Genomic DNA, 26,014 nt, shown 5'->3' with positions numbered 1-26,014 from the left:
GCAGGAGGTCGAGCGGGATCGGTCCGGGATTCTGGCGCACCCCGAGATCCGCGGCTTGAAAAACGCCGTGCCTCGTTCGTCTGGAAGACTTCGAGTGCCGCGGGCGGCATGCATTCACCCCGACGGCATCGGTACATCCCACCCAGCGAGCCCCTGCCCCATGACAATCGCCCGATGCGCATCGCCCCGCCGCCTCGCAACCGACGCCCCGCGATGAACCGATGGTGAGTGCCCCGCTTCCACCCCTGCGCTTCGGTCCCTTCGTGCTCGACGCGGCCGCCGGCCGCCTGCTGCGCGACGACGCGCCCGTCGCGCTGCAACCCAAGGTCTTCGCGCTGCTCTGCGCGCTCGCGGGCCACCCCGGCCGGCTGATCGCCAAGGCCACGCTGTTGCAACAGGTCTGGCCCGCGCAGGTGGTCAGCGACGCCGTCGTGAAGACCGCGATCAACCAGCTGCGCATCGCGCTCGGCGAAGATCCTTCGCAGCCGCGCTACGTCGAGACCGTGCCGCGCCGCGGCTATCGCTTCATCGCCGCCATCGAAGGCGCCACGGCGGCGCCGCCCGCCTGGGTGCAGCCGGCCGGCGACCGGCTGGTCGGTCGCCAGGCCGCGCTCGATGCGCTCCATGCGGCCTGGCAGCAGGCGCGCGAAGGCACGGCGCAGCTGGTGTTCGTGATCGGCGAGGCCGGCATCGGCAAGACCACGCTGATCGACCACTTCGCGCGGCATGCGGGCGCGGCGCTGGTGGCACGCGGCCAGTGCGTCGAGCAGGGCGGCCAGGACGAGCCGCACATGCCGATCCTCGAGGCGCTCAACGGCCTGTGCCGCAGCCACCCGGGCGCGGTGCCTCAGATACGGCGCATCGCGCCCACCTGGCTGGCCCAGATGCCCTGGCATGCGAGCGAGGCCGAGCGGCTCACGCTGCGGCAGGAGATCGACGGCGTGGGTCCGGGGCGCGTGCTGCGCGAGTTCCGCGAGATGCTGGACCGGCTGGCCGAGCCCCAGCCCATCCTCCTGGTCCTCGAGGACCTGCAGTGGAGCGACCTGCCCTCGCTGCAACTGATCGAGCACCTGGCCAGCCGGCGCGAACGCGCGCGCTGGATGCTGGTGGCGAGCCTGCGCCCCGCCGATGCGCAGGGCCGGCCGACCGCCGTGGCCGACCTGCATGCGCGGCTGCGGCTGCGCGGCCTGGCGCGCGGCCTCGAGCTGGCCGCGTTCTCCGCGAGTGAGGTGGCCGAGTACCTCGCGGGCCGCTATGCACGGCAGCCCCCATCGACCCACCTGGCGCAGCGGCTGCATGCGCAGACCGGCGGCCTGCCGCTGTACCTCGCGACCTGGCTCGACGCCGCCGACCGCGAGCACGCGGACACGCGGGACGGCCCGGGCGGGCCTCCGCCCGACGCCTTCGCCGAGCCGCCGGCACGACTGGCGCAAGGGCTCGCGCACCTGATCGAGCGGCAGCTCGAGCTGCTCGAGCCCGAGGACCAGTCGCTGCTCGAAGCGGCCTCGGTGCTCGGCGTGGAGTTCTGGAGCCAGCCGCTGGCCTCGATGCTCGAACGCTCGCGGCTGTCGGTGCGCGCGCAGATCGACCGGCTCGCCAGGCAGGGCCAGTGGCTGGTGCCGCTCGCGGTCGAGCGGCTGGCCGACGACAGCTTCGACGCCCGCCATGCCTTTCGCCATGCGCTGCATCGCCACGTGCTCTATCAGCGCCTGGGCGCGGCGCGACGCGCCGAGCTGCACCGCCGCGCGGCGCAGGGCCTCGAGGCCATGGCGCCGCTCGGCCTGCCGGTGGCGGCCGCGGAGCTGGCCGAGCACCACGAGCGCAGCCACGACGCGACCGCCGCGATCCGCCACAGCGCGGAGGCGACGCGGCTCGCGGTCGCGCGCTTCGCGCCGCAGGAAGCGGTGCGGCTCGCGCGCCGGGCGCTGGCGCTGCTCGGCCGCAGCGATGCGCTGCCGCCACCCGAGCGCGATGCGCTCGAACTCGGGCTGCATGCCCACCAGGCCGTGGCCTTCGCGCAGTACCTGGGCTTCGCGGCGCCCGAGCGCGAGGTCTCGCTGGCCCGCGCGCTCGAGCTCTGCGAACGCCGGCCGGCGGCCGCCGCGCATGGCTGGATCCATGGCGGCCTCGGATGGATCCACATGGCGCGCGCCGACTACCGGCAAGCGCTGCGAATGGCCGAGCGCGTCGAGGCCCTGGGCCGGCGCTTCGACGATCCCGCGGTGGTGGTCTGCGCCCTGAACCTGCGCGGCACCACGCTGTCGTTCCGGGGCGACTACGCGGCGGCGGCGAACTGCCTGCGCGAAGGGCTCGCGATCTGCGCGCGCGAGGAGTCGCGCATCGCGGGCGCGCCGTTCCCGATCGATCCGGTGGTGTCGATGCTCGCCAATTCCGCGCTGCCGCTGGTGATGGTCGGCGAGATCGACACCGCCTTGCAGCATCTCGCGCGGGCACGCGAACGCGCCCTGCGGCTCGGCGCGCCGATGGCCAGCATGCTGGCCGCCTGGGGTGCATCGACCGCGGGCGCCGCGCTCGGCGAAGCCGCGCTGGTGGCCGAGATGCTGCCCACCCTGCAGGCCGCGGCCGGTGCCGACGACATCGGCCAGGCCGAGGGCCCGGCCCTGTGGTTCGACGGCTGGATCGCCGGGCATGGAGCGCGCCGGCCCGCGCAGAGCGCGACGCAGCGCATCCGCGCGGCGCTCGAGCGGCACCGCCAGCGCGGCATGTTCGCGGGCGCGAGCCAGGTCCACCTGTATGCGGCCGAGGTGGCGCTGCGCGCCGGCCAGCTCGACGAGGCCCGCGCCGAGATCGACGCCGGGCTGCATAGCGCGGGGCAGTTCGGCGAAGCCGGCCATCTCAGCGACATCCACCGGCTCGATGCCCGCTGGCACGCCGCGCAGCACGACGATGCCGAATCGCGGCGCGCGCTCGAGCGCGCGTTGCACCACGGTGCGGCGCAGCAATCGGCCTGGGCCGCGCTCGCGGCGTGGATCGAACTCTGCGAACGACCCGACGCCGGCGGGGCGGAGCGCGCGGGACTGTCGCGGGCGCTCACGCAGGTGCGCGGTGGCGAGAGCCTCGCGCGCGTGCAGCGCGCCAGGTCCCTGCTGCAGCGCTGAGGCCTTTCTCCCTCCCCCTCTGGGGGAGGGCCGGGGTGGGGGCAAGCGACGTCTCCACGGCCAATCCCTATCTCTTTCGACAGACGCTTACCAATCGCTGACCGTCTTTCCTTCTCCCCGCGTTTAACGTGCATCTCCCCCAGGGCGAAGGCCCTCCCGCCGCACGAGGACACGCCATGCACTGGACCGATCGACGACGACTGCAACGCCTGGCGCGCACGCTCTGCCTGCGCGCGGGCCTGCTGTGGGCCGCGGCCCTGCCGGCCTGGTCGCAGACCGCGCCGCTGCCCGATGCGCGCTCCGCCGCGCCGATGATCCCCTTCGCCGACGCGCACGTGCATCTCAACGACCTCGCGATGCAGCTCGCGCTGATGGACCGCTGGGGCGCCACGCATGCCGTGGTGTTCTGGGGCGGGCGCAGCAGCAACGATTCGGTGGCCGAGGCCGCGAAGCGCCATCCCGACCGGCTGATTCCCTTCGCCTCGATCTCGCCCGAGCGCAGCATCTACCGCCCGGGCTGGAGCGCCGACGATCCGACCCTGCTCGCGCAACTCGACGCGCTGCTGGCCACCGGGCTCTACAAGGGCATCGGCGAGATCTCGGCCGCGCACTTCCCGGCATCGGGCTTCGCTGAGACCGACTACAGCCCCACCGGCGCGACCATGACCGGCATCATGGCGCTCGCGCGCAAGTATCGGCTGCCGGTGATGGTGCATGTGGAATCCACGCGCATGGCCGAGCTGCAACAGATGCTCGAGCGCTTTCCCGACGTGCCGGTGATCTGGGCCCATGGCGGCTACACGCCGCTGTTCCTCGCGCGGCGGCTGCTCGATCGGCATCCGAACCTGCACTACGAACTCAGCGCGCGCACCTGGCCGCGCCATCCGCGCTCGCCCGACTACACCGTGCTGCGCGACGGCCAGAACGTCTGGCCCGAATGGCTCGCGCTGATCGAGGCGCAGCCGCACCGCTTCCTGATCGGCACCGATGCGAGCCACCGCTCGGCCGACGCCGAGGCCATGAAGTTCGCGAGCGTGCAGAACTTCCTGGGCCAGCTCGCTCCCGAGGCGCGAGAACTCGTGGCGCGCGGCAATCTCCTGCGGCTCGTGGGGATGAAACCTTGAAACGAACGGCTGCGGGCGAGGAATTCGCGGCCATTGCAGGACGCACGGCCATCCATTCGAGCGGAACGACCATCGCGCCGCGCCCGCCGATTTCGAACAATCGATGACCCATGCACACGCACGACATCCGTATCGACACCGACTCCCCCGTCGCCAATGACCTCATGTTCTGGAGCCTCATCGGCCACGAGGGCCTGTCGCGCGCCGCGGTCTACGAACTCACGGTGCTGTCGAAGAACGGGCATGTGCAACCCAAGGACATCCTGGGCCGCGCCTTCGACATCGGCATCGACTTCATCGATGCCCATGAGCTCCCGCATACCCGCCACTGCCACGGACACGCCGTGCGCTTCCTGCGCGAAGGCCGCACCGGGCGCTACCACCGCTACCGCATCACGCTGCGCTCCTGGTTCTGGCTGCTGACCAAGCGGCGCAACTCGCGCATCTTCCAGGACAAGCCGGTGCTCGATGTGCTCAACGGCGTGTTCGAGGACAGCCCGGCGCGGCGCATCCGCAAGACCAATGCCGACGGTGTGATTGGCGCGCACGAACCGCACCGCTACTGCGTGCAGTTCCAGGAGAGCGACCACGATTTCCTCTCGCGGCTGCTCGAGGCCGAAGGCATCTACTACTGGTTCGACGCGCACGACGAGCCGGGCCGGCTGCAGCTCGCCGACACCAGCTTCGTCGCGCACAAGCGCCTGCCGGCCACGCCGGTGCTGCACTACACCGACGTCGCGGGCGAGGCGCGCTTCAACGAGATCACGCGCTGGATCTCCACGCAGCGCCTGGACACCGGCAAGCACGCGGCGCGCGACAGCGACTTCAAGGCCATCCGCAAGAACATCGGCGCCACCATCGACGCCGCCGACGAACACGAGCTCGCCGAGTTCGAGGACTTCGAATACCCGGGCGACTACTTCAGCGTCGAGCACGCCGAGGCCACGGCCAGGATCCGCGGCGAGGAACTGATCGCGCGCCGAGACCGCCATTGGGCCGTGACGACCTGGCCCGACGTGGGCGTAGGCCGCAGCTTCGTGCTCGAGGGCGATGCGCCCGAGCTGGCGCGCGGCGAACACCTGATCGGCGCCTGCAGCTTCGTCATCACCCATCCGGGCTATGAAGGCGCCGACGACGAGCGCACGCGCAAATGGCATGCCGAGCGGCTGTGCGGCCTGATCGCGGGCGATGCGGTCAACGACGGCGCGGACGGGGTGCTCGACGAACTGATCCGCACCGAGCGCAGGCTGCACGACGCCCAGCGCGGCGTCTGCGTGTTCTTTCTCACCGTGCTGCCGATGCAGCTGCCGTTTCGCCCGCCGCGCCTCACGCCGCGCGTGACCATGCCCGGCCCGCAGACCGCGATCGTGGTCGGCCCCGAAGGCGACGAGCTGCACGTGGACGAGCACGGCCGCGTGAAGGTGCACTTCCACTGGGACCGCTACGACGAGAGCAACGAGAAGTCGACCTGCTGGGTGCGCGTGTCGCAACCCTGGGCCGGCAAAGGCTGGGGCGGCTACTTCGCGCCGCGCATCGGGCAGGAGGTGATCGTCGATTTTCTCAACGGCGACCCCGACCGGCCCGTGATCGTGGGACGGGTCTACAACGACGACCAGCCCATTCCCTACAAGTCGCCCACGCAGAGCGGCTTCCGCACGCGCTCCACGCCCGGGGGCGATGCGAGCAACTACAACGAGATCCAGTTCGAGGATCGCAAGGGGGAGGAGCTGTTGTCGGTGCATGCGGAGCGGGACATGCGGCGGGTGGTGGAGCGCGACGATGCGACCTACGTCGGCCGCGACCAGACCCTGACCGTCGACCACGACCAGACGCAGCAGGTGGGCCACGACCGCATGGTGCACGTTGCGAACAACGACCGCTCGATCGTCGACGGCATGCAGAAGCAGACGATCAAGAAGGACCAGTTGCACCACGTGGTGGGCAAGCAGGATGCCTTCGTGGACGCCGACCGCAATCTCACGGTGCAGAAGAATTCGAAGGTCGACGTCGGCGGGCAACGCGTGGACATCACGCGGGCCGACGAGACGCGCGACGTGCTCGGGAACAAGACGGTCACCGTCGGCGGGGACTACTCGTTCAAGGCGCGGAACATTCGCTTCGAGGCGGCGCATTACGACTTCGTCGTGACTGGATCCAACTCCACCGTGGTCAGCAGCCCAACGGGGCCCTATACGCTCCTCGCCAATCAGGTAAAGGTCGTTAGCAACACCAATGTAGAGACCTTCGCCGTCGGAGACATTAACGAGACCTCGATCGGATCGAATCAAACTGTGCTCGGCAGCAACTCCAGCGGCTATATGGGCCTCAACAGCGAGGCAAACATGGGTATCGCCAGAACATCGTTCGGGGGACTCTGTCTAGAAACCACGCTGGGGATGAGCTTCTCGAATTTCTTCGGCCTCAGGCTGGAGAACACCGCTGGGTTCAAACAAGACGCCGTTGCGGGCCTCAGCCTCGAGAGAGCCAACGTTCTCAAGAAAAGCTGCACGCTCTTCACGATCACGCCACCCGAAGGTGCGGGCGAATCCGACGAGAAGACGTTCCACATGCCCAAATACGGTGGTCATGCGGCGCTTCTTGGAATGGTCACAACGGCCATTGGCGGCTTGTACTACCACTTCGCAGACGGTGCGGCCACCTTGACTCAGTACAAGAACGCGGTGAAAGAACTGCACGACGCTGCGGAAGAAGCCTGGAAGAACGATCTCCCCGGCCTCGCGGATCGACTGCACAGGCTATCCGATGCCGTCGACGAGCGCTTGAGAGGCGGAAAACTCTTGCTGACTCCAGGCTTGAGCATGGGCACCGGCATCGATGTGTTCTCCGATCACGGCGGGGTCAACAAGCTCAAGGTCGAGAACCCGAATGATGTCGATGCTCGCAAGGCACCTCCCCCGGGCCATCTCTATGGTGCAGCCTATCACGGCTCGTTCGCCGACAAGCACACGCATGAACCGAAGCCTGATCAACCTCCTCCATCGGCGGCGCCGCAGGACGAGCCGCCAACCCCGGATGATCTGCCCAAGAACTGATGCCAATGCAAGTCGTCAAGCCCGGGCAGATCAGCCTGAACACGCGTCCCTTGACGTTCCGAAAGACGCATGCGCTTTCGATCGGCGCGATGCTTCACGTACCTTTTGACCAGGGGGAGCGGGGACGTCTTTGGGGCGAGCAGTCGATGTGGAACTTCCTCGCACGCGAAATGGAAACGCCTCTGATCGACGAGGGCATCGCCAAACTGACACCCGAATTTCTCGTACACGGACATGCCTATCCGCCCGCCGGTGGCAGCCATGCCCGAGCCGTGCGCGCCCGACTCGGCGCGCGCGAGAAAACCCTGCTCGTCTTCGGCGATCGGCACTGGCATGGAGACACGCCGAGCGCACCCGAGGCCTTCGACAAGCTGCCGCTGTCTTGGTCCCGGTCTTTCGGTGGACCGGATGTACCGGCCAATCCGGGCGGCATCGGTGCTCAAACCATCGAGGGTTTGCATCGCCTGCCGAACATCGAGAGCCCGAACGAGCGCATCGTCTCGCCCAGGCAGCGTCCAGCACCCGTCGGCTTCGGCGCAATCGATCCCCTGCACCCCGACCGGGCCCGGCTGCGGGGCACGTATGGCGATGACTATCTGCGCGAACATGCTCCCGGCTTCGCGCCAGACACCGATTGGTGCCATTTCAACCTGGCACCGGCGGATCAATGGATGGAGGGTCCTCTCGAGGGCGACGAGATTTTCCGGCTGGAGGGCATGCATCCGACCAAGGAATGCATCGAAGGCCGACTCCCGGGCCTGCGTGCGCGTGTCTTCGCGCGCAAGCGCTCCGATGCCGGCAACGGCCACGATCTCGTCGAGGTTCCCCTGCGCCTCACCACCGTCTGGTTCTTCCCGCACGCAGAACGCGCGATCCTGATCTTTCAAGGATTGACGCCGGTGCGAGAGGACGACGCCGTGGACGTCGTGGAGTTGCTCGCCGCGGTGGAACGCATCGGCGCCGCCCGCGATGACGCGCACTACTTCGACGTATTGGCCAAGCGCGCCGACCCGGAACTCGGCGCGCTCCACGCCTTGAACGATGCGGACCTTCTTCCCGAGGGCCTCGACGGCTCCGATCCCGAGACCGAGACGATGAAAGCCGCACTCGCCAGCGACGGACTCCAAGCGGAATCGGAAAGGCGCCGGGCCACTGTCGACATGGAACTGGCGCGCGAGGAAGTCCGCAAGCTCGGCAAGGACCCCGATGCCATGGGCCTGCGCGTTCCCGAACCTGATCCGGTTCCCGCCGGGCCGGAACTGACCGCCTACGTGGAACGCAAGCTCCTCGAATCCCGCGAGCAGCAAGTGGCCGCCATCGAGGACATGATCTCCTTGGTCGAGAAGGCCCTCGAACTCGAGAAAACCCAGGGCATTCGACTGTTCTCGGACGGCCACCGTGGGCCCCCGCGCTATCGCGCCGCACAGCACCGCGACGAACTCAAGCAGCTGTTCGCCGCCACAGGCAAGCCCTTCGACGAGGCCGCGATGTTCCCGAAGCTCCTGCAGAAAGAGGACGCGGAGCGGCAAGGCTATCTGCAATCGGCCCATGTCCAGCCGAGGGCGCTGGCGATGAATGCAGAGGAAGCACAGTCGCTGCGTTCGGAAATGACACGAGCTCACGCACTGGGCCTCCGAAGCTTCATGCTGCAGGACTTTACGGGCGCGAACTTCGCCAACATGGACTTGAGTGGCATCGACTTCAGCGGTGCCCATCTCGAGAGCGTCGACTTCTCGCACAGCAACCTTTCGGGCGCCAATTTCGCCGATGCCGTGCTGGCCCATGCCCGGCTGGACGGTGCCATTGCCATCAACACCTCGTTTCGAGGCGCCAATCTTGGCCGCGCCGGCCTCGTGGGTGCCGTGTTCGACGGCGCCGACCTGCAGGACGCCATCCTCGCGCACTGCCACTTCGAGCGCTGCCAACTGCGCGGCGCGAAGCTCGCCGGCGCGCAGTGGATGGACACGACATGGAACGCCGCCGACGGCCGCGCGCTCGAAGCCAGCGGCCAGACCTTCTACAAGCTCGACCTGCGCTCGTTGCGGCTGGAAGAGGCCGACCTCCGAGGCTGCACCTTCATCGAATGCGATCTCTCGAGCGCACGGCTGAACGGCGCCCGACTCGGCGGGAGCTCGTTCGTCGACTGCAAGCTCGAAGGCGCCCAGTTGGTGGCCGTGCAGGCACCCAACGCCTCCTTCGTGAAAGGCACGCGATTGCGCGGCGCCAACCTGGCCCAGTCCGTCCTGCGCGATGCCAATCTCGGCGGCATGGATCTCGAAGGTGCATCCCTGGTCAGGGCGGATCTGAAGGGAGCCAATCTCGCCGGTGCGATCCTGGCGGATTGCGACGCCCGCGCCGCGGACGCACGCGGCGCACTGATGAATCGCGCAACGCTTCGCGGCGGCAACTGGCAAAGCGCCAATCTGCGCGATTGCCTTCTGCAGAAAGCGGATCTGCGCAACCTCGACCTCCGGGACAGCAATCTCTTCGGCGCGGATCTCTCCAACATCCTGATCGACGGCTCGGTGCAATTGCAAGGCGCCTTGCTGGCGCGCGCCAGGACGTGGCCTCGGCGTGAAGCGCCCGAAACGGAGGTTTCGCAGTGAGCCCGGAGACGCTCGTGCTCGCGGCGGCGATGAGCGAAGCGGTCTCGGAACGCGATCTGCGAGGCAAGAGCTACGCGGGCGCATCCCTGTGCGCGATCGTGTTCACGCAGGTAAGGCTGGCTCAGGTCGACTTTCGCGGCGCGGACCTGCGCGAAGCCGTGTTCGATCGATGCGATCTGAGCGGTGCCATTTTCACGGGAGCGCGACTGCGACACGCAGTGTTCGATCGATGCACCATGACGCACGTGGATCTTCGACAAGCCTCGCTTCAAGGGGCCACCTTCTCGTCATGCGACCTGAAACACGGCCAACTGGGCCAGGCCTCGCTGTCGATGGCGACCCTGTCGCGCTGCGACCTCTCCGGAAGCTCCCTGCGCGACGCCAGGCTCGTATCCGCCGTGTTCGGCGAATGCCGGTTGCACGACGTATCGCTCGACGGCGCCGACCTCGAACACGCGAGCATTCAGGAGAGCGAACTGACCAGTCCTTCCTGGGAAGCAGCGCGGTTGCGCCACACAGTGTTCTTCAAATCGCGGCTTGCAGGCCTGCGCTTCTCGGGCATGCGCCTCGAAGGCTGTCAGTTTGCCGGAACCGACCTGTCGGGTTTCGATTTCTCCGATGCGGTGCTCAAGCAATGCAACTTCCAGGACGCCAGGATCGAGAACGCATCCTTCCGCCGAGTCCAGGCGGCCATGAGCATCTTCTGCAATGCGCACGGAAGCCATCCCGACTTCGCCTGGGCCCAGCTTCCCCGAAGCCTCTTCAGCGCAGCAAATCTGCCGGCCGCGATCTTCGACGGAGCGAATCTCCAGCAAGCGCATTTCGCGCAGGCGCAGCTGCCCCAGAGCCGGTGGGTCGGAGCCGATCTGAGCCACGCGGACCTGAGTCACGCCCAGCTTATGCAAGCCGATTTCTCACAAGCCGTTCTTCACCGATCCACGTTGCACCGAGTCCAATGGGGAGGTGCGATCGGCGTCGAGAGTGCGCAAGCCGCGCCCCACGATGCCGAGCTGCAGCGCGCGGACGAATGGAAACCAGCACTGTTCACAGCCCACTCAACCGCATGACCATGTTCAATCGCTCCACCGCAACGCTCCGCCGCACGCCTCGCCCGCCCCGGGCAGGAAGGTCTCACCGCGCCAATGGCCACTGGCATGCCGGCGTGGTCGTCGACAGCCAGGATGGTTCGTTCCAGGTGCTCGATGGCCACCGCTCGCTGAAGGCGCGCGCATCGTTCAGTTGCCTGGTGCTGCCTGAACCGGGAGATACGGTGTCCTGCCTCGATGCCGGAGCCTCGGGTGTCTGGATCACCTCGATCCTCTCACGCGCGTCGGCACCGGCAAACGGAGAAGCGGCCCCATTGCGACTGTCCAGCGGGCCCGTGCGATGGACGGTACGCGGAGGGGGTTTCTCCGTCGAGGCTCCGAAGTTCTCCATCGATGCCGACGATGTCCACGTGGCGAGTCAATCGCTCGAGCTGACGACGGATCGCGCCCACGTCGTCGTCGAAGGACTGCGCTTCATCGCCGGCACCATCAAGCTCGTAGCCTCCACGCTATCGAGCGCCATGACACGGGTGCAGCATTTCAGCGAGACCTATACCCGGTCGACGACGGGTCTCGATCGGGTGAGCGCTGCCCACGTCGAACTGGAAGCCGACACGGTCATGCATCTCAGATCGCAACATACGCTGGTCGATGGCAGCAGCCTGGTGAAGGCGCGCGGCGGACAGATCCATCTGGGGTGAGGACGCATGTTCGCGAACTGCCAGCTCATGGGAACCGACATGGCTTTTCCCGACGTCTGCATGACGCCGGCCGCGCCATCGCCGATCCCGGTGCCGTACCCGAACACGGCCCTCGGACCCACCGCCATTCCCAACTGTCCGACGATCCTTCTGATGGGAGGACCGGCACACAACCTCGGCACCACCACGCCGATGACCAACGGCGACAACGCCGGCGTCCTGCTCGGCGTGGCCTCCGGCACCGTGATGGGCCCGAGCCGGCACACGACCGGTGCCAACACTGTGCTGTTCAACGGCATGCCCGCCACCCGCCTCACCAGCACCACCATGCAGAACAGCACCAACGCCATGGGCGCGCGCATCGCGCCGAGCCAGACGCTGGTGCTGATCCTCGCACCCTAAGGCCTATCGCCAATGGCCAACGCGGCAAGGGGCACCCTAGGACCTCCGGCGGAGTGTCAAGCAGGCGCGCGATCACTAGCATCCGCTGTTTTCCGATTTCTTCCTCGCATGTCGAAGACCTTCAAGCGCGGGCGCCACCACGCAGCCCCGCACGAGACCGCACCCGACACCGAACGGCTCATCGCACGCCTCTGGTTCGAGCCGGTGCTGAGCTTCCAGTACCGCTGCGCGGCGAACGACGCGGTCGAGGTCCGCAGCCGCTCGCATGCGCCGCTGTACGTGTTCTGCGACGACGGCTGGCGCGTGCGGATGGCCGACGGGGTTCATCTCGCGAACAAGGGCGACATCCTGTTCCTGCCGCGTGGCGGCGTGCACCTCGTCTTTCGCGACGAACAGGTCGTGCCGCGCGGCATCGAGGATCTGGTGCGCGCGGGCTTTCGCAACCGCCACGGTGTCTATGCGGTGGGCTCCGAGCACGACGCGCTCGTCGCGGGCAGCTTCTTCGAGACCAGCGCCCTGATGGAACACCCGCTGATGGCGCTGTTGCCCGAGGTGGTGCACTGCAAGGCCGGCGAAGGCGCGGGGGATGCGCGCGTGGTCGACTGGGTGCGCTGGATCTCCGACCTCGACGCCGGCAATGCGATGGCGATGGGGCCTTCGATCAACGGCATCCTGCGCATGCTGCTGTCGCGCCACTTCGCCGACCCGGCCCATGCGGTGGGACTGGAGGCCGCGCCCGGACGCCGCGATCGCCAGCTCTCGACGGCCGTGCTCGCGATGCACGAGCATCCGGCGCGCAACTGGACCGTCGATGCGCTGGCGGCGCTGTGCCACCTGAGCCGCAGCGCCTTCGCTTCGCGCTTCAGCCAGCAGTTCGGCCTGCCGCCGCTGCGCTACCTCTTCCACACGCGCATGCGCATCGCCGCGCGCCTGCTGAAGGAGCAGCGGCTCACGCTCGACCAGGTGGCGCAGCAGGTGGGCTACTCGAACGGGCTCGCGCTCTCGCGTTCCTTCAAGCGCGCCACCGGCATGCGGCCGCGCGGCCAGGCGCAGCCCTGACGAGAGCCCTCGACCTCAGGGCGCGGGTGCAGCTCCGCTCTTGCCCACGCGCAGCCGGTACACCTTGCCCACGCCCACGGTCGCCACGTAAAGCATGTTCGCCTCGGCGCCGCGGCCGAAGCCCACGTTCACCGGGCTCTCGCGGTTCGGCAGCACGAGCCGCGCCACGAGCTGGCCCGCAGGCGTGAGCACGTAGAGGCCCGGCCCGCCGGGCGAGGACGGCAGCGCGAGGTAGACATTGCCCTCGGTGTCGGTGGCCATGCCGTCGACGCAGCCGGCCTTCTCGAGATCGAGCAGCACGCGCGGCGCGCCAGGATTGCCCGCGGCATCGAGTGCATAGGCGAGCAGCCCGCCCGAGCCGGTGCGGTCGAGCGGGGCCGGGCCCTGCTCGCCGAGCGCGTTGCTGCCGGGGTCGCACAGGCCCGCATAGAGCGTGCGCCCGTCGGGCGAGAGTTCGACGCCGTTGACCTTGGCGTTGTCGCCGAGGATGCGGGCGATGGGCCACAGGCCCTTGGCACCGCTGCCCGCGGCCGGCGGGTCGAGCCGGTAGACGGCATGGATGCGCTGCTCGATGGTCTCGGGGCCGAACAGCCGCAGGTCGGAGAAATAGATGCGGCCCGCGCGGTCGATGGCCACGTCGTTGGGCGCATTGAGCTGCCGGTTGTCGTGGAAGTAGGCGACCACGCGGTATTCGCCGCTGCGCAGATCGGTGACCGACACGCGGCGACCGCCGAAGTCGGCACCCTCGGCCGCCACCAGGCGGTCCTGCGCATCGATGGCCAGGCCCGCCGCCATGTTGCTGGGCTCGCGGAACACGCGCGGCCGGCCGCCCGGCGGAATCACCCAGATGCGGCCGCCCTGCACGCCCTTGGCATCGCTGCAGCCGACCGAGCGCGTGATCTCGGTGAAATAGACGCTGCCGTCCGATGCGGTGGCGATGCCCTCCATCACGCCGCAGCCACCCGCATGCACGGTCTCGAACGCGGTCGATGGAAAGAACTCCTGCTGGCGAGTCAGCGCCGCGTCCTGCAGGCCGCTCAGGCGCACGGGTGGCTGGGATTGCGCGTACGTCAGGGTGGACTGCAGCAGCGCCAGCGCGATGCACAGCGGCGCCAGCAGGCGCGAACGCAGGGTCCTGTCTCTCATGGTCTTCTTCTCCTTCGTGAATCCGGGTACGGCCATTCAGGCGTGGCGCCGCAGGAACGGCAGCACGTGTGCCAGCACCTCGTCGGGCGCCTCCTCGGCCATCAGGTGGCCGCAGTCGACGGTGCCGCCCTCCACGGTGTCGGCCCAGGTCTTCCAGACTTCGGCCGGGTCGGGCCGCGCGGTGTTCGACGCGCTCCACAGCACCTGCACCGGGCAGGCCAGGCGGCGGCCGGCCGCGAGGTCCTCGCGGTCGTGCTGCAGGTCGATCGAGGCGGCGGCGCGGTAGTCCTCGAGCATGGCGTGGCGCACCGATTCCTTCGCGAAGGCGCGGTGGTATTCGGCCAGCGCTTCGGGCGTGACGGCGTCGACCTTCTGCACCATGTTGCGCAGGGTCCAGTCGAGGTAGTAGGCGGGATCGGCGCGCAGCATGCGCTCGGGCAGGTCGAAGGGCTGCGCGAACAGGTACCAGTGGAAGGCCTTGAGCCCGAAGGCCATGCCGGCGCGCTTCCACATCTCCTCGGTGGGAATCACGGTGAGCGAGACGAAGCAGCGCACGGCCTCGGGCGCGTCGAGCGCCAGGCGGTAGCCCACGCGCGCGCCGCGGTCGTGGGCCATGACGGCGAAGCGCTCGAAGCCCAGCGCGCGCATCAGCGCGAGCTGGTCGGCGGCCAGCGTGCGCTTGCAGTGGTTCAGATGCAGTGGATCGCCGGCGGGCCCGGTGCTGTCGCCATAGCCGCGCAGGTCGGGCGCGACCACGGTGAAATGCCGTGCGAGCACGGGTGCGACGCGGTGCCAGGCCACATGCGTCTGCGGGTAGCCATGCAAGAGCAGCAGCGGTGGTCCGCTGCCGCCGACTTCGACGTGGATCCGCGCATCGCCGAGTTCGATGCCGCGCGCCTCGAAGCCGGGGAAGAAAGGCGCGCTCATCGCAGCACCTCGGCGAAGAAGTCGACCATGGCCTCGAGCTGCTCGTCCATCATGTGGCGGCCATGCACGATGCGCGCGCCCATGGATTCGGCGAGCGCGAGCAGCGCGGTGGTAGGCGGCTCCATGATCACGTCGGCCACCGTGTGGCCCGCGCGGATCGCCGAGGGCGCGATCGGCAGCGGATCGTCCGCGCGCATGCCGGCGGGCGTGGCGTTGACGAGCAGGTCGCGCGGGCTCTCGCCATCCCATGCGCCGGCGTTGCAGCCCGATGCGCGCAGCCGCGCGACGAGATCGGAGCGCTTCGCGTCGTCGGCATCGCGGATGTCGATGGAGGCGGCACCCGCGGCGGCGAGCGCGAAGGCGATCGCATTGCCCGCGCCACCGGCGCCCGCGAGACCGACGCTGCGGCCCCGCACCTCGAAGCCATGGCGCACCAGGCCCGCGAGAAAGCCGGCGCCATCGAGCAGCTCGCCCTGCCAGCCCTGGCCATGGCGGCGCAGCACGTTCACGGCGCGGGCCTCGCGCGCCGCACGCAGCAGTTCGATCGGCAATGCCGCCACCTGCTGCTTGTGCGGCACGGTGACGACGATGCCCGCGAGGTTGCGCACCGCCTGCAGACTCTGCAGCAGCGGCGCCACGTCGTCGGCGCGCACATGCAGCGGCACCAGCACGGCGTTGAGGCCGCGCCGCTGCAGGCGCTGCGTCAGCGGCAGCGGCGCCTTCACCTGCGCGATCGGGTCGCCGATGATGCCGAGCACGGCGGTGCTGCCGTCGAGCGTGAGGCCGTTCCAGTCGAGGGAGGTGTCAGGCATGGGCGAAGCCGTTTCGTTGCAGGAAGGAGGTGGTCGCGCGATAGGCGGCCGCGGCGCGCGCCTGCGGATCCATCGTGGCCATGCGGATGGCGCTGGGTGCCTCGACCGACAGCAGCGCATCGCCGGCCAGGGAGGCGAGCAGCGCGGCCAGTGGCAGCGCGCCCTCGCCCGGAAACAGCCGGTGGGCCCGGCCTTCCTCGGCGGGCGAGAGGCCCGGGTGGCGCTGCGCGGGCGCGTCGTTGATCTGCATGAAGCCGTGCTCGATGCGCTCGGCATGCAGGTCCGACAGCTGGCAGCCGGCACGGCAGAAGTGCAAGGCGTCGACCACGATGCGCGCATCGGACGCCGGCACCGCGGCCACCAGCCGCTGCGCATCGGCCAGGCTGCGCGCGGCGGTGTAGACCATGAACTCGACGCCGAGCGACAGCCCGTGCGGCCGCGCCCGTTCGGCCAGCGCGGCGATGCCGTCGGCGGCGCGCGCGAGATCGGCATCGTCGACATTGACCATGAGGCAGCGCGCGCCCAGCGCCTGCGCCGACTCGAGCACGCCGGCCAGTGCCGCGGCATCGAAGCCCGGCTTGATGCGCGCGATCTCGATGTCGTGCACCGCCATGCCCAGGTCGCTCAGCCGCGCCAGCGTTTCGCGCAGCATCGCGCCGCCCACGGCCATCGGGAACGGCGCCTCGCCGAGGCGCGCGGGCAGCAAGCGGATGCCGACACCCGCGAAGCCCGCCGCATGCGCGGCCTCGACCAGCCGCGGCGGCGCCGCATCGAGCATGCCGAGATGGGCCAGTGCGAGCCGGAAGCTCATGCGGTCGCCTGCGCTTCCGCGGCCACCGGCGCGGTCTGGCGCAGCGGCACGCCCTGCGCGATCAGCAGCGCCTGCAGCCGGCCCACGTCGACCTCGCGCGGCAGCACGCCCGCATCGGCCGCCAGCGCGGCCGCGGTGCCGGCCGCCTGGCCCGTGAGCCAGCATTGCGGGATCTCGCGCATGAAGCCGTGCGAGTTGGTGTCGCACGAGATGTGCTTGCCCGCGGCAAGCACGCCGTCGAGCCGCTCGGGCACCAGCGCGCCGTAGGGCACCGAGATGTTCGGAAACTTCGGCGAGGGGCTGGGGCTGATGCCGATCTCGTCGGCCTCGACCGCGCCCGCGTCCCAGTCCGCGCGCCGCACGCTCTTCACGCCCGCGAGGCGTCGGCCATGCCGGGTGCCGATCTGCGGCGCCATCAGCATCGGCCAGGCCTGCTCGAAGCCCGGCGCATGCGCGCGGTAGAAGGCCAGGTGCTCGGCCATGCTGCGGCGCGACTCCCATTCGACCTGCGTCATCTCGTCGACGTCGAGCGCGCTGAAGCCCGACTTGCGCGGACCGAGGAAGGTGGCGACGTCGTCGCGCCAGGAGACGATGGGCTTCTCGAAGCTGCCCAGCGTCTCGCGCCCCTGCGCCAGCAGCGCTGAGTAGGCCTGCGGCTGGTGCGCGCGGAAGTCGAGCCAGCGCCGCATGTCGACGCCCGCGAACAGCCACGAGGTGTTGATGCAGTGGTGGATGTCGTGCGCGTCGATGTCGGACGAGAAGGCCGCGCCCGCGGCGGCGTAGAGGTCGCCCTCGCCCGTGGTGTCGACCACCACGCGCGCGAGGATGGCGCGCCGGCCCTGCTTGCTCTCGAACACGGCGCCGGTCACGCGCCCGGCCTCGGCGATCGGCGCGACCATCCAGCCGTGCAGGATCAGGTCGACGCCGGCCTCGCGCACCATCTGGTGGTAGACGCCCTTGAGCATCTCGGGATCGATGGTCGGCGAATGGGTCACCACGCCATGGAAGGCCGCGGTGCGCAGCGACCAGTGCTCGGCCTTGGCCGCGTCGCGCGAACCCCAGTCCTCGCGCGGCGGGCCCGCGACGGCCTCGCGACCCAGGCGGTCCATGAACTCGGCCGCCAGGCCCTGGATCACGTGCCGGCCCGACCAGTCGCTCATGCGGTCGATCCAGATCACGAGGCCGCCGGTCGACAGGCCGCCCAGGTGGTTGTAGCGCTCGAGCAGCACGGTGCGCGCACCGCTGCGCGCCGCGGCCACGGCCGCCGCCACGCCCGACGGGCCGCCGCCGAGCACCAGCACGTCGCAACGCTCGTGCACCGGCACCTGTCGCGCCGGTTCGGTGATGTGGCCGTGCGGCTGGCGCGTGCGGCGCTCGCCCTGGCGCGCATGCACGTCGGAGCGGAAAAAATGGCGTTCTTCGGGGGTCAGGGTTCCCATCGCGAGGCTTTCATTCAGGAAGAAGAAGCGGCCGGGGCCGCGAGATCGGTCAGCAGTTCGGTCAGCGCGGCGGGCGCGGTGACCATGGCGTCGTGCCCGGTGGCCAGCGTGCGCAGTTGCCAGCCGGCATCGGCGCGCACGCGCGCCTTGGTGGGTTCGAGCGTGGCGATCGGGTCGCCCGTGCACTCGATGTAGGTCTTGGGCAGGCCGTTGCCCAGCGGCGCCTTCAGCAGCAGCGGCTGCAGGTAGGTGCCCACGGGCTGCGGCGTGAGGTGGCGCGCGACCCAGGCCGCGTCGACCGGGTCCTTCACGCCGAAGGCCGAGGGTGGCAGCGCGGCGGCCGCGCCCACGCCGCCGCCCGTCTCGCGGATGGCCTTGAGGCGCTGCTCGACCACGGCCGGCGGGAAGTCCGAGAACAGGCTCTTGCCGGGCTCGAGCAACAAGGCATCGAGGTAGACGAGCTGGCGCAGCCGCTGCGGCACGCGGTCGGCCACGCCCGAGATCACGATGCCCGCGTAGCTGTGGCCCACCAGCACCACGCGCTCGAGCTCCTCGAACTGCAGCAGGTTGACGACGTCCTCGACGTGGGTGTCGAGGTTGACCTGCGGCGAGATCAGGTGGCGCCGCTCGCCGAGGCCGGTGAGCGTGGGCGTGTACACCGCATGGCCGCGTTCGCGCAGCCGTGCCGCCACGCGCGACCAGCACCAGCCGCCATGCCAGGCGCCGTGCACGAGCACGAAGGTCGAGGGCTGTGCCGCGCGCGCCGGTTGCGCGAGAGCGGCCGATGCGAGCCCGGCGCCGGCGATGCCGGCCGCGCCCGAGAGGAGGTGTCGGCGTTTCATGCGCGGTCCCTCATTCGCTGCGCACGCCGGTGCGCTGGATCACGCCGCCCCACATCGCCGTGTCCTGGGCGATGGTGCGCGTCAGCGCCTCGGGCGCGGTGCCCAGCGCCTGCCAGCCCTGGTCGAACAGGCGCTGCCGCACCTCGGGCGCCTTGAGGATGCGCGCGATCTCTTCCGACAGCCGCTGCACCACCGGCGCCGGCAGGCTCGCGGGGCCGAAGATCGCGTTCCACGAGGCCACGTCGAAGGACTGGCCGGCCGCCAGCGCCGACTGCAGCGGCGGCAGGTCCGCGAAGGCCGGGAACGGCGCCGCGGTGCTGACGCCATAGAGCCGCAGCCGCCCGTTGCGCGCCTGCGGCACCGCGATCGACGGGATCATGAACGACAGGTCGATCTGCTGCCCCATCAGCGCGGTCGCCACCTGCGGAAAGCCCGGAAACGGCACGTGCACCGCCTGGATGCCGCTCAGCGTCTTGAGCAGTTCCATCGCCAGGTGCGAGCCCGAGCCAGGCCCGACCGAGCCATAGCTGAGCCGGTCGCCACGCGACCTGGCATGGGCCAGCAGGCCGCGCAGGTCGGTGGCGGGCATGTCGGTGCTGCCGGCCAGCACGAAGGGGCTGCTGCCCACCAGCGAGATCGGCCGCAGGTCGCGCGCCACGTCGTAGGGCACGGCGGGGTTCAGCAGCTTGGCGGTGGTCAGCGGGCCGTTGCCGGTCAGGCCGATGGTGTGGCCATCGGTGGCCCGGGCCACCGCGGTCACGCCGATGGTGCCCGCGGCGCCGACCTTGTTCTCGACGATCACCGCCTGGCCCAGCGCCTGCGCCAGCGGATCGGCGACGGTGCGCGCCAGGGCGTCGGGCGAGGAACCCGGCGGAAAGCCGACGACCAGGCGCACGGGCTTCTGCGGCCAGGGCGCCGCGGCCCGCGCCGGCCGCACCCAGGCGGGCACGACCGAGGCCGCGAGCGCGCCCTGCAGCAGGCGCCGCCGCGGCGGCGAGAAGGACGAGGGGTGAGGCATGGATGCGGTCTCCTGTTCGGGCTCATGGGTCCCGTGAGGCTTCATTCTTGACCCGCGATCCAGCTTGGAACGTGATGTTTGATGATCGCTTCCATCACGTTCCGTGATTGAATCGAGGCCCCATGCCCACCCCGAACACCCCCGCCCCGCGCAGCCACACGGCCGACCTCGACCTGCTGCGCGTGTTCGACACGCTGGTGCGCATCGGCAGCTTCACCACCGCGGCCAAGGCGCTGTCGCGCACGCAGTCGGCGGTCAGCATGCAGATGCGCCGGCTCGAGGAGCAGCTCGGCGTGCAGCTTGTGGAGCGCGGCAGCCGCAAGCTGGTGCCCACGGCCGAGGGCCTGCAGCTGCTGCCGCTGGCGCGCCAGATGCTGCGGCTCAACGACCAGCTGTTTCGCGACGTCGATGCGCAGGAGGTCTCGGGCAGCGTGCGCCTGGGCTCGATCGAGCACTACGCCACGCGCGTGCTGCCGGCGCTGATCGCCGAGTTCTGCCGGCTGCATCCGCGCATCCACGTCGAGCTGCAGCATGGCGTGTCGTCGCTGATGCACGCGGAGCTGGGCGCGCGCTACGACATGGTCATCGGCATCGGCCCGGTCGGCTCGGGCGAGGGACTGCCGCTGTCGAAGTCGCGCATCGTCTGGGCCGCCGCGCCGGGCTCGTCGACGCACCTGCAGCGGCCGCTGCCGCTGGCGCTCAATCCCGAGGGCGCGATGCTGCGCGACTGGGCCACCCACGCGCTCGACCGCGCCGGCATCCCCTGGCGCATCGCCTACACCAGCACCACCGTCACCGGGCTCGAAGCGGCGGTACGCGCGGGCATCGCGGTGGGCGTGTTCCGCGAGGCCACGATCTCCAAGCGGCTGCGCATCCTCGGCGCCAAGGAAGGCCTGCCCGCGCTGCCCGAGTCCGAGGCCTGGCTGGCCACCGCGCCGCTGCCGGGGCGCAAGGCGGCCGAGCTGCTCGAGGCGTTCCTGATCCACCGATTGCGCAAGTCGAAGCGCTGAACGGCGCGCGCGGCGCGCAGCCTCCCGTCCTTCCGGCCTGTCAGCGCCCGCCCCTCGGCCGGGGTTGAAACCCGCTGACTTCCCGCCGGCACCGCGCCCCTCTATATTTGCCGGCATTTCCGCCCGGCGAGGCGGCGGCTCGCCCACGAAAGGCACAGGCAATGATGGACGGTTCCGGCAACACGCAGCGAACGGACGACGAAGGAGAACGCACGCACCTGGCCTTCCTCGAGGGCGGCGGCGAACTGGGCCGCCTGGTGCGCGACTTCCCCTGGGAGCGCACCTCGCTCGGGCCGATCGCCGCCTGGCCGCAGAGCCTGCGGACCGCGACCAGCCTGCTGCTGCGCTCGCCGGTGCCGATCGTGATGCTGTGGGGCGAGCCCGGCTTCATGATCTACAACGACGCCTACTCGGTGTTCGCGGGCGGCCGTCATCCGCAGCTGCTGGGCTCCGAGGTGCGCCAGGGCTGGCCCGAGGTGGCCGACTTCAACGACCACGTGATGAAGGTCGGCCTGGCCGGCGGCACCCTGGCCTTCAAGGACCAGGAGCTGGTGCTGCACCGCCACGGCAAACCCGAGCCGGTGTGGATGAACCTCGACTACTCCCCGGTGCTCGACGAGAGCGGCCGCCCCGCCGGCGTGCTGGCGATCGTCATCGAGACCACCGAGCGCGTGCATGCCGAGGCCGCGCTGCGCGAGAGCGAGGCGCGCGCCAGCGGCGTGCTCGAGGGCATGGCCGAGGGCTTCGTGCTGGTCGATGCCGGCTACCGCGTGCTGGCCATCAACGCCGAGGGCATGCGGCTGGAGACGCGCTCGCGCGAGGAGATCCTCGGCCGCACCCTGTGGGACGCCTGGCCGGGCACGCTCGACAGCGCCTTCGGCCGGCTCTACCGCCAGGCGATGAGCGAGCGCCGGCGCGTCGAGATCGAGCACTTCTACACCTGGCCCAGCGGCCGCAGCGCCTGGATCGAGATGCGCGCCTATCCCTCGGGTGACGGGCTCGCGATCTTCTACCGCGACATCTCGGAGCGCAAATCGGTGGAGGAGCGCGAGCGCTTCCTGCTCAAGCTCAGCGACACGGTGCGCGACCTCGCCGACCCGGTGGCCGTGACCCGCGCCGCCGCCGAACTGCTGGGCCGCCATCTCGCGGTGGGGCGCGCGGGCTATGGCGTGGTCGATGCCACGCAGAAGCACGTGACCGTGGCGCGCGACTGGAGCGCCGGTGCCATGCCCAGCCTCGCGGGCGAATCGCGCGTGCTCGACGGCTTCGGCCCCGAGGTGGTGGCCGAGCTCAAGGCCGGTCGCACGCTGGTCATCGCGGACTTCCGCGCCGATGCGCGCGCGGGCGGCGCGTATGCCGACACCTGGGAGAGCATCGGCACGCGCGCGCTGGTCGTGGTGCCGCTGCTGCGCGCGGGCGCGCTGCGGGCCGTCTTCTACCTGCACCAGGCCGCGCCCAGGACGTGGACACCGCACGAGATCGAGCTGGCCGAGCTGACCGCCGAGCGCACCTGGGACGCGGCCGAACGCGCACGCATCGAGGCGCGGCTGCGCGACAGCCGCGACCGGCTCGCGATGGAAACGCAGACGCTGGAGATCATCAACGGCACCGGCGCGCAGATCGCCGCCGAGCTCGACCTGCAGAAGCTGGTGCAGCACGTGGTCGATGCCGGCGTGGAACTCACGGGCGCGAGCTTCGGCGCCTTCTTCTACAACGTGCTCGACGATGCCGGCGAGCGCTACATGCTCTATTCGCTCTCGGGCGCCGACCGCGCCGCCTTCGAGAACTTCGGCATGCCGCGCGCCACCGCGGTCTTCGCGCCCACCTTCCGCGGCGAGGGCGTGATCCGCTCGGACGACATCCTCGCGGATCCGCGCTATGCGCAGAACCCGCCGCACAAGGGCATGCCCCGCGGCCACCTGCCGGTGCGCAGCTACCTCGCCGTGCCCGTGGCGTCGCGCTCAGGCGAGGTCATCGGCGGCCTGTTCTTCGGCCATGTGCGCACCGGCATGTTCAGCGAGCGCTCGGAGCGCGTGATGGTCGGACTGGCCGCGCAGGCCGCGATCGCGATCGACAACGCGCGGCTGTTCGATGCTGTACAGCATGCCAACACCCAGCTCGAGGAGCGCGTGAAGGCGCGCACCGCCGAGCTCGAGCTCGCGCACGAGCGGTTGCACCAGTCGCAGAAGATGGAGGCCGTGGGCCAGCTCACCGGCGGCATCGCGCACGACTTCAACAACATGCTGGCCGTGGTCATGGGCTCGCTCGAGCTGCTCAAGCGCCGCATGGGCGACAGCGATCCGCGCGCCCAGCGCTACACCGAATCGGCCATGGACGGCGCGCGCCGCGCCGCCGTGCTGACCCAGCGGCTGCTCGCCTTCTCGCGCCAGCAGCCGCTGCGGCCCGAGGCCATCGACGCCAACAAGCTGGTGGCCGGCATGTCCGACCTGCTGCGCCGCGCGCTCGGTGCCGAGGTGCAGCTCGAAACCGTGCTGGCCGGCGGCCTGTGGCGCGCGCACGCCGACCCGAACCAGCTCGAGAACGTCATCCTCAACCTCGCGGTGAATGCGCGCGACGCCATGCCCGAGGGCGGCCGCCTCACCATCGAGACCCAGAACGCCCACCTCGACGGCCATTACGCCAGCACCCACCTGGGCGTGCCCTCGGGGCAGTACGTGATGATCGCCGTGACCGACACCGGCATGGGCATGAGCGAGGAGGTCATCGCCAAGGCCTTCGACCCCTTCTTCACCACCAAGGGCGTCGGCAAGGGCACCGGCCTCGGCCTGAGCCAGGTCTACGGCTTCGTCAAGCAGACCGGCGGCCACGTGAAGATCTATTCGGAAGTCGGCCACGGCACCACCGTCAAGGTCTACCTGCCGCGCTTCGCCGGCGCTGGCGAGGACGGCCCCGATGCCGAGCGCGCCGACGAGGTGCCGCTCGGCGAGATGCAGGAGGTGGTGCTGGTGGTGGAGGACGAACCGGCCGTGCGCCAGTTCAGCGTCGACGCGCTGACCGAGCTCGGCTACCGCGTGCTCGAGGCCGACGGCGCCGCCGCCGCCCTGCGCCAGCTCGAGGCCCATCCCGAGATCGCGCTGCTGTTCACCGACGTCGTCATGCCCGAGGTCAACGGCGCCAAACTCGCCGAGGAAGTGCGCCGCCGCTGGCCCACGGTGAAGATCCTGTTCACCACCGGCTACACGCGCAACGCGGTGGTGCACAACGGGGTGCTCGATGCGGGGGTGGAGCTGATCGGGAAGCCGTTCACGCTGGAGGCGTTGGCGGTGAAGGTGAGGGAGGTGTTGGAGAGTTGAGGCGGAATGCGCGGAACGAATCGGATCGTTCCGCGCGATTCACGCTGTTGCGGCTACTGCCAGTTGGCCGCGATCGTCGGGGTCAGGCTGCCTTGATAGTCGGCTGGCAACGTGGTCTGGCCCGCCGCTGGCGGTGCAAATCCGGCCATGGCCTGCACCAGGTTCTGCACCTGGCTATCGAGCAGCGTCTTGCCGTCGCCGGTCTTGAACTGCTCGACGCGGTACTGCCCCCCCGAATACCAGTTGCTCACCGTGAAGCGATCGCTGGTTCCGATGATGCTGACCTCGAGATTGCTGCCCACCTGACGGAACCACAGCTGGTCGGCCGCGACGTCATCGCCAAACAGGACCGTATCGATGTTGCCGGCGGTGGCATCGCTCTCATTGATGAGATCGGCGCCGCTACCGCGAGTGAGCCAGTAGTTGTCGTTGCCCGAACCGCCATTGAGGGTATCGGCGCCCGCGCCACCGATCAGGGTGTCGTTGCCGGCGCCGCCGTAGAGCGCATCGTCGCCAGCGCCGCCGTCGATACGGTCGTCCTTGCTGCCGCCGGTGATGCTGTCGTTGCCTGCCAGGCCGTTGAGGTTGTTGCTTGCAAGGTTCGACCCCGAGATGCTGTCGTTGCCTGCACTCAGATCGGTGGCGGCCGAGAGCAGATCGTTGCGACTCCACTCCACATCCGAGAACACCATCTTGTCGATCTTGTACTCGTTCAGGTTGTCTCCGTAGTAGAAACCCGCCAGCTTCAAGCTGTCGCCGTTGCTGAACCTGAGCATCGCATCGATCCCCGTGCGCGTCACGCTGACCAGGTCCGTGCTGCGCACGTCGACGAACTTCACGGTGTCGGTGCGCGTGGTGCTCGTGTCGTACTGAATGATGGTGTCCTGACCAAAGCCAGCATGGAACACATAGGTGTCATTGCCAGCTCCGCCATCGAGCACATCGTCGCCCGTGCCACCAGTCAACGTGTCGTTGCCCACTCCGCCGTACAGCTTGTCGTTGCCAGCGCCACCGATGAGCACATCATCACCGTTGTTGCCGGTCAACGTGTCGTGGCCCTCTCCACCGTCGAGCCGATCGCTGAAGCTGCCGCCGTTGACCGTGTCGTTGCCCGCCAGCGCGTTGTAGTTGTTGCTGGCGAAGTTGGTCCCCGTGATGTTGTCGTCTCCGGCCGTGAGGCTGGTCACCGCCGAGAGCAGATCGTTGCGACTCCACTCCACATCCGAGAACACCATCTTGTCGATCTTGTACTCGTTCAGGTTGTCTCCGTAGTAGAAACCCGCCAGCTTCAGACTGTCGCCGTTGCTGAACCTGAGCATCGCATCGATCCCCGTGCGCGTCACGCTGACCAGGTCCGTGCTGCGCACATCGACGAACTGCACGGTGTCGGTGCGCGTGGTGCTCGTGTCGTACTGAATGATGGTGTCCTGACCAAAGCCAGCATGGAACACATAGGTGTCATTGCCAGCTCCGCCATCGATCACATCGTCGCCCGTGCCACCAGTCAGCGTGTCGTTGCCCGCTCCGCCGTACAGCTTGTCGTTGCCAGCGCCACCGATGAGCACATCATCACCGTTGTTGCCGG

18 protein-coding genes are annotated in these 26,014 nt (G+C 69.5%); 10 read left to right on the top strand and 8 right to left on the bottom strand.

Going from position 1 to position 26,014, the window contains the following annotated elements:
• Window positions 1-224 precede the first annotated feature (224 nt).
• From AC07PU_RS00090 to AC07PU_RS00055, 8 genes are all read left to right on the top strand, one after another.
• Window positions 225-3,119 carry an ATP-binding protein gene (locus tag AC07PU_RS00090; RefSeq protein ID WP_495314162.1) on the top strand — a complete coding sequence of 965 codons (2,895 nt, stop codon included), beginning with the start codon at window positions 225-227 and terminating at the stop codon, window positions 3,117-3,119.
• A gap of 176 nt (window positions 3,120-3,295) precedes the next feature.
• Complete coding sequence (locus tag AC07PU_RS00085) at window positions 3,296-4,243, top strand: amidohydrolase family protein (protein ID WP_495314160.1); 948 nt, start codon at window positions 3,296-3,298, stop codon at window positions 4,241-4,243.
• Window positions 4,244-4,353: 110 nt separating this feature from the next.
• On the top strand, window positions 4,354-7,296 hold the full coding sequence (locus AC07PU_RS00080; RefSeq protein ID WP_495314158.1) for a type VI secretion system Vgr family protein: 2,943 nt from the start codon (window positions 4,354-4,356) through the stop codon (window positions 7,294-7,296).
• Window positions 7,297-7,301: 5 nt separating this feature from the next.
• Window positions 7,302-9,902, top strand: coding sequence for a DUF2169 family type VI secretion system accessory protein (locus tag AC07PU_RS00075; RefSeq protein WP_495314156.1), 2,601 nt, complete (start codon window positions 7,302-7,304; stop codon window positions 9,900-9,902).
• Window positions 9,899-10,969: a pentapeptide repeat-containing protein gene (locus AC07PU_RS00070; protein WP_495314154.1), complete on the top strand. Its 1,071-nt coding sequence runs from the start codon at window positions 9,899-9,901 to the stop codon at window positions 10,967-10,969. Before AC07PU_RS00075 ends, AC07PU_RS00070 begins: the two co-directional genes overlap by 4 nt.
• Window positions 10,966-11,649 carry a DUF3540 domain-containing protein gene (locus tag AC07PU_RS00065; protein WP_495314152.1) on the top strand — a complete coding sequence of 228 codons (684 nt, stop codon included), beginning with the start codon at window positions 10,966-10,968 and terminating at the stop codon, window positions 11,647-11,649. The genes AC07PU_RS00070 and AC07PU_RS00065 overlap by 4 nt, the downstream gene beginning before the upstream one ends.
• Before the next feature lie 6 nt (window positions 11,650-11,655).
• Entirely contained in the window at window positions 11,656-12,051 is a 396-nt protein-coding gene (locus tag AC07PU_RS00060; RefSeq protein WP_296786753.1) for a DUF4150 domain-containing protein, read from the top strand.
• Window positions 12,052-12,159: 108 nt separating this feature from the next.
• Window positions 12,160-13,110 (top strand): helix-turn-helix transcriptional regulator, encoded by a 951-nt coding sequence (locus tag AC07PU_RS00055; RefSeq protein ID WP_296786756.1) that lies wholly within the window; start codon window positions 12,160-12,162, stop codon window positions 13,108-13,110.
• Between the two features lie 15 nt (window positions 13,111-13,125).
• On the opposite strand, the gene AC07PU_RS00050 is transcribed toward AC07PU_RS00055, so the two are convergent.
• Genes AC07PU_RS00050 through AC07PU_RS00020 form a run of 7 tightly spaced genes read right to left on the bottom strand, consistent with a single transcriptional unit; the run spans window position 13,126 to window position 20,105 of the window.
• A complete protein-coding gene (locus AC07PU_RS00050; RefSeq protein ID WP_495314149.1) occupies window positions 13,126-14,256 on the bottom strand; it encodes an SMP-30/gluconolactonase/LRE family protein in 1,131 nt (376 codons plus the stop codon).
• A 36-nt stretch (window positions 14,257-14,292) separates the two neighbouring features.
• Window positions 14,293-15,183: an alpha/beta fold hydrolase gene (locus tag AC07PU_RS00045; RefSeq protein WP_495314147.1), complete on the bottom strand. Its 891-nt coding sequence runs from the start codon at window positions 15,181-15,183 to the stop codon at window positions 14,293-14,295.
• Complete coding sequence (locus AC07PU_RS00040) at window positions 15,180-15,995, bottom strand: shikimate dehydrogenase family protein (protein ID WP_495314145.1); 816 nt, start codon at window positions 15,993-15,995, stop codon at window positions 15,180-15,182. The genes AC07PU_RS00045 and AC07PU_RS00040 overlap by 4 nt, the downstream gene beginning before the upstream one ends.
• The gene (locus tag AC07PU_RS00035; protein WP_495314143.1) at window positions 15,988-16,806 is read right to left on the bottom strand and encodes a sugar phosphate isomerase/epimerase family protein; all 819 of its coding nucleotides are present in this window, start codon (window positions 16,804-16,806) and stop codon (window positions 15,988-15,990) included. Before AC07PU_RS00035 ends, AC07PU_RS00040 begins: the two co-directional genes overlap by 8 nt.
• The gene (locus AC07PU_RS00030) at window positions 16,803-18,245 is read right to left on the bottom strand and encodes an FAD-dependent oxidoreductase (protein WP_495314141.1); all 1,443 of its coding nucleotides are present in this window, start codon (window positions 18,243-18,245) and stop codon (window positions 16,803-16,805) included. Before AC07PU_RS00030 ends, AC07PU_RS00035 begins: the two co-directional genes overlap by 4 nt.
• 14 nt (window positions 18,246-18,259) lie before the next feature.
• Window positions 18,260-19,087, bottom strand: a complete 828-nt coding sequence (locus AC07PU_RS00025) for an alpha/beta fold hydrolase (protein ID WP_495314138.1) — start codon at window positions 19,085-19,087, stop codon at window positions 18,260-18,262.
• Window positions 19,088-19,097: 10 nt separating this feature from the next.
• Window positions 19,098-20,105, bottom strand: a complete 1,008-nt coding sequence (locus AC07PU_RS00020) for a Bug family tripartite tricarboxylate transporter substrate binding protein (protein ID WP_495314136.1) — start codon at window positions 20,103-20,105, stop codon at window positions 19,098-19,100.
• 122 nt (window positions 20,106-20,227) lie between these two features.
• Between AC07PU_RS00020 and AC07PU_RS00015 the strand changes: the two genes are divergently transcribed.
• Both AC07PU_RS00015 and AC07PU_RS00010 read left to right on the top strand, forming a co-directional pair.
• Window positions 20,228-21,115: a LysR substrate-binding domain-containing protein gene (locus tag AC07PU_RS00015; protein WP_495314134.1), complete on the top strand. Its 888-nt coding sequence runs from the start codon at window positions 20,228-20,230 to the stop codon at window positions 21,113-21,115.
• A 161-nt stretch (window positions 21,116-21,276) separates the two neighbouring features.
• Complete coding sequence (locus AC07PU_RS00010; protein WP_495314132.1) at window positions 21,277-24,429, top strand: PAS domain-containing protein; 3,153 nt, start codon at window positions 21,277-21,279, stop codon at window positions 24,427-24,429.
• Window positions 24,430-24,482: 53 nt separating this feature from the next.
• Here the strand turns inward: AC07PU_RS00010 and AC07PU_RS00005 are convergent.
• A partial coding sequence (locus AC07PU_RS00005) for a calcium-binding protein (RefSeq protein WP_495314130.1) occupies window positions 24,483-26,014 on the bottom strand: 1,532 nt, incomplete at its 5' end.

This window comes from Variovorax sp. GW821-FHT10D07 (assembly GCF_059415325.1).
The sequence above is the reverse complement of the archived record's forward strand: the minus strand, read 5'-3'. Positions and strand labels throughout refer to the sequence as shown.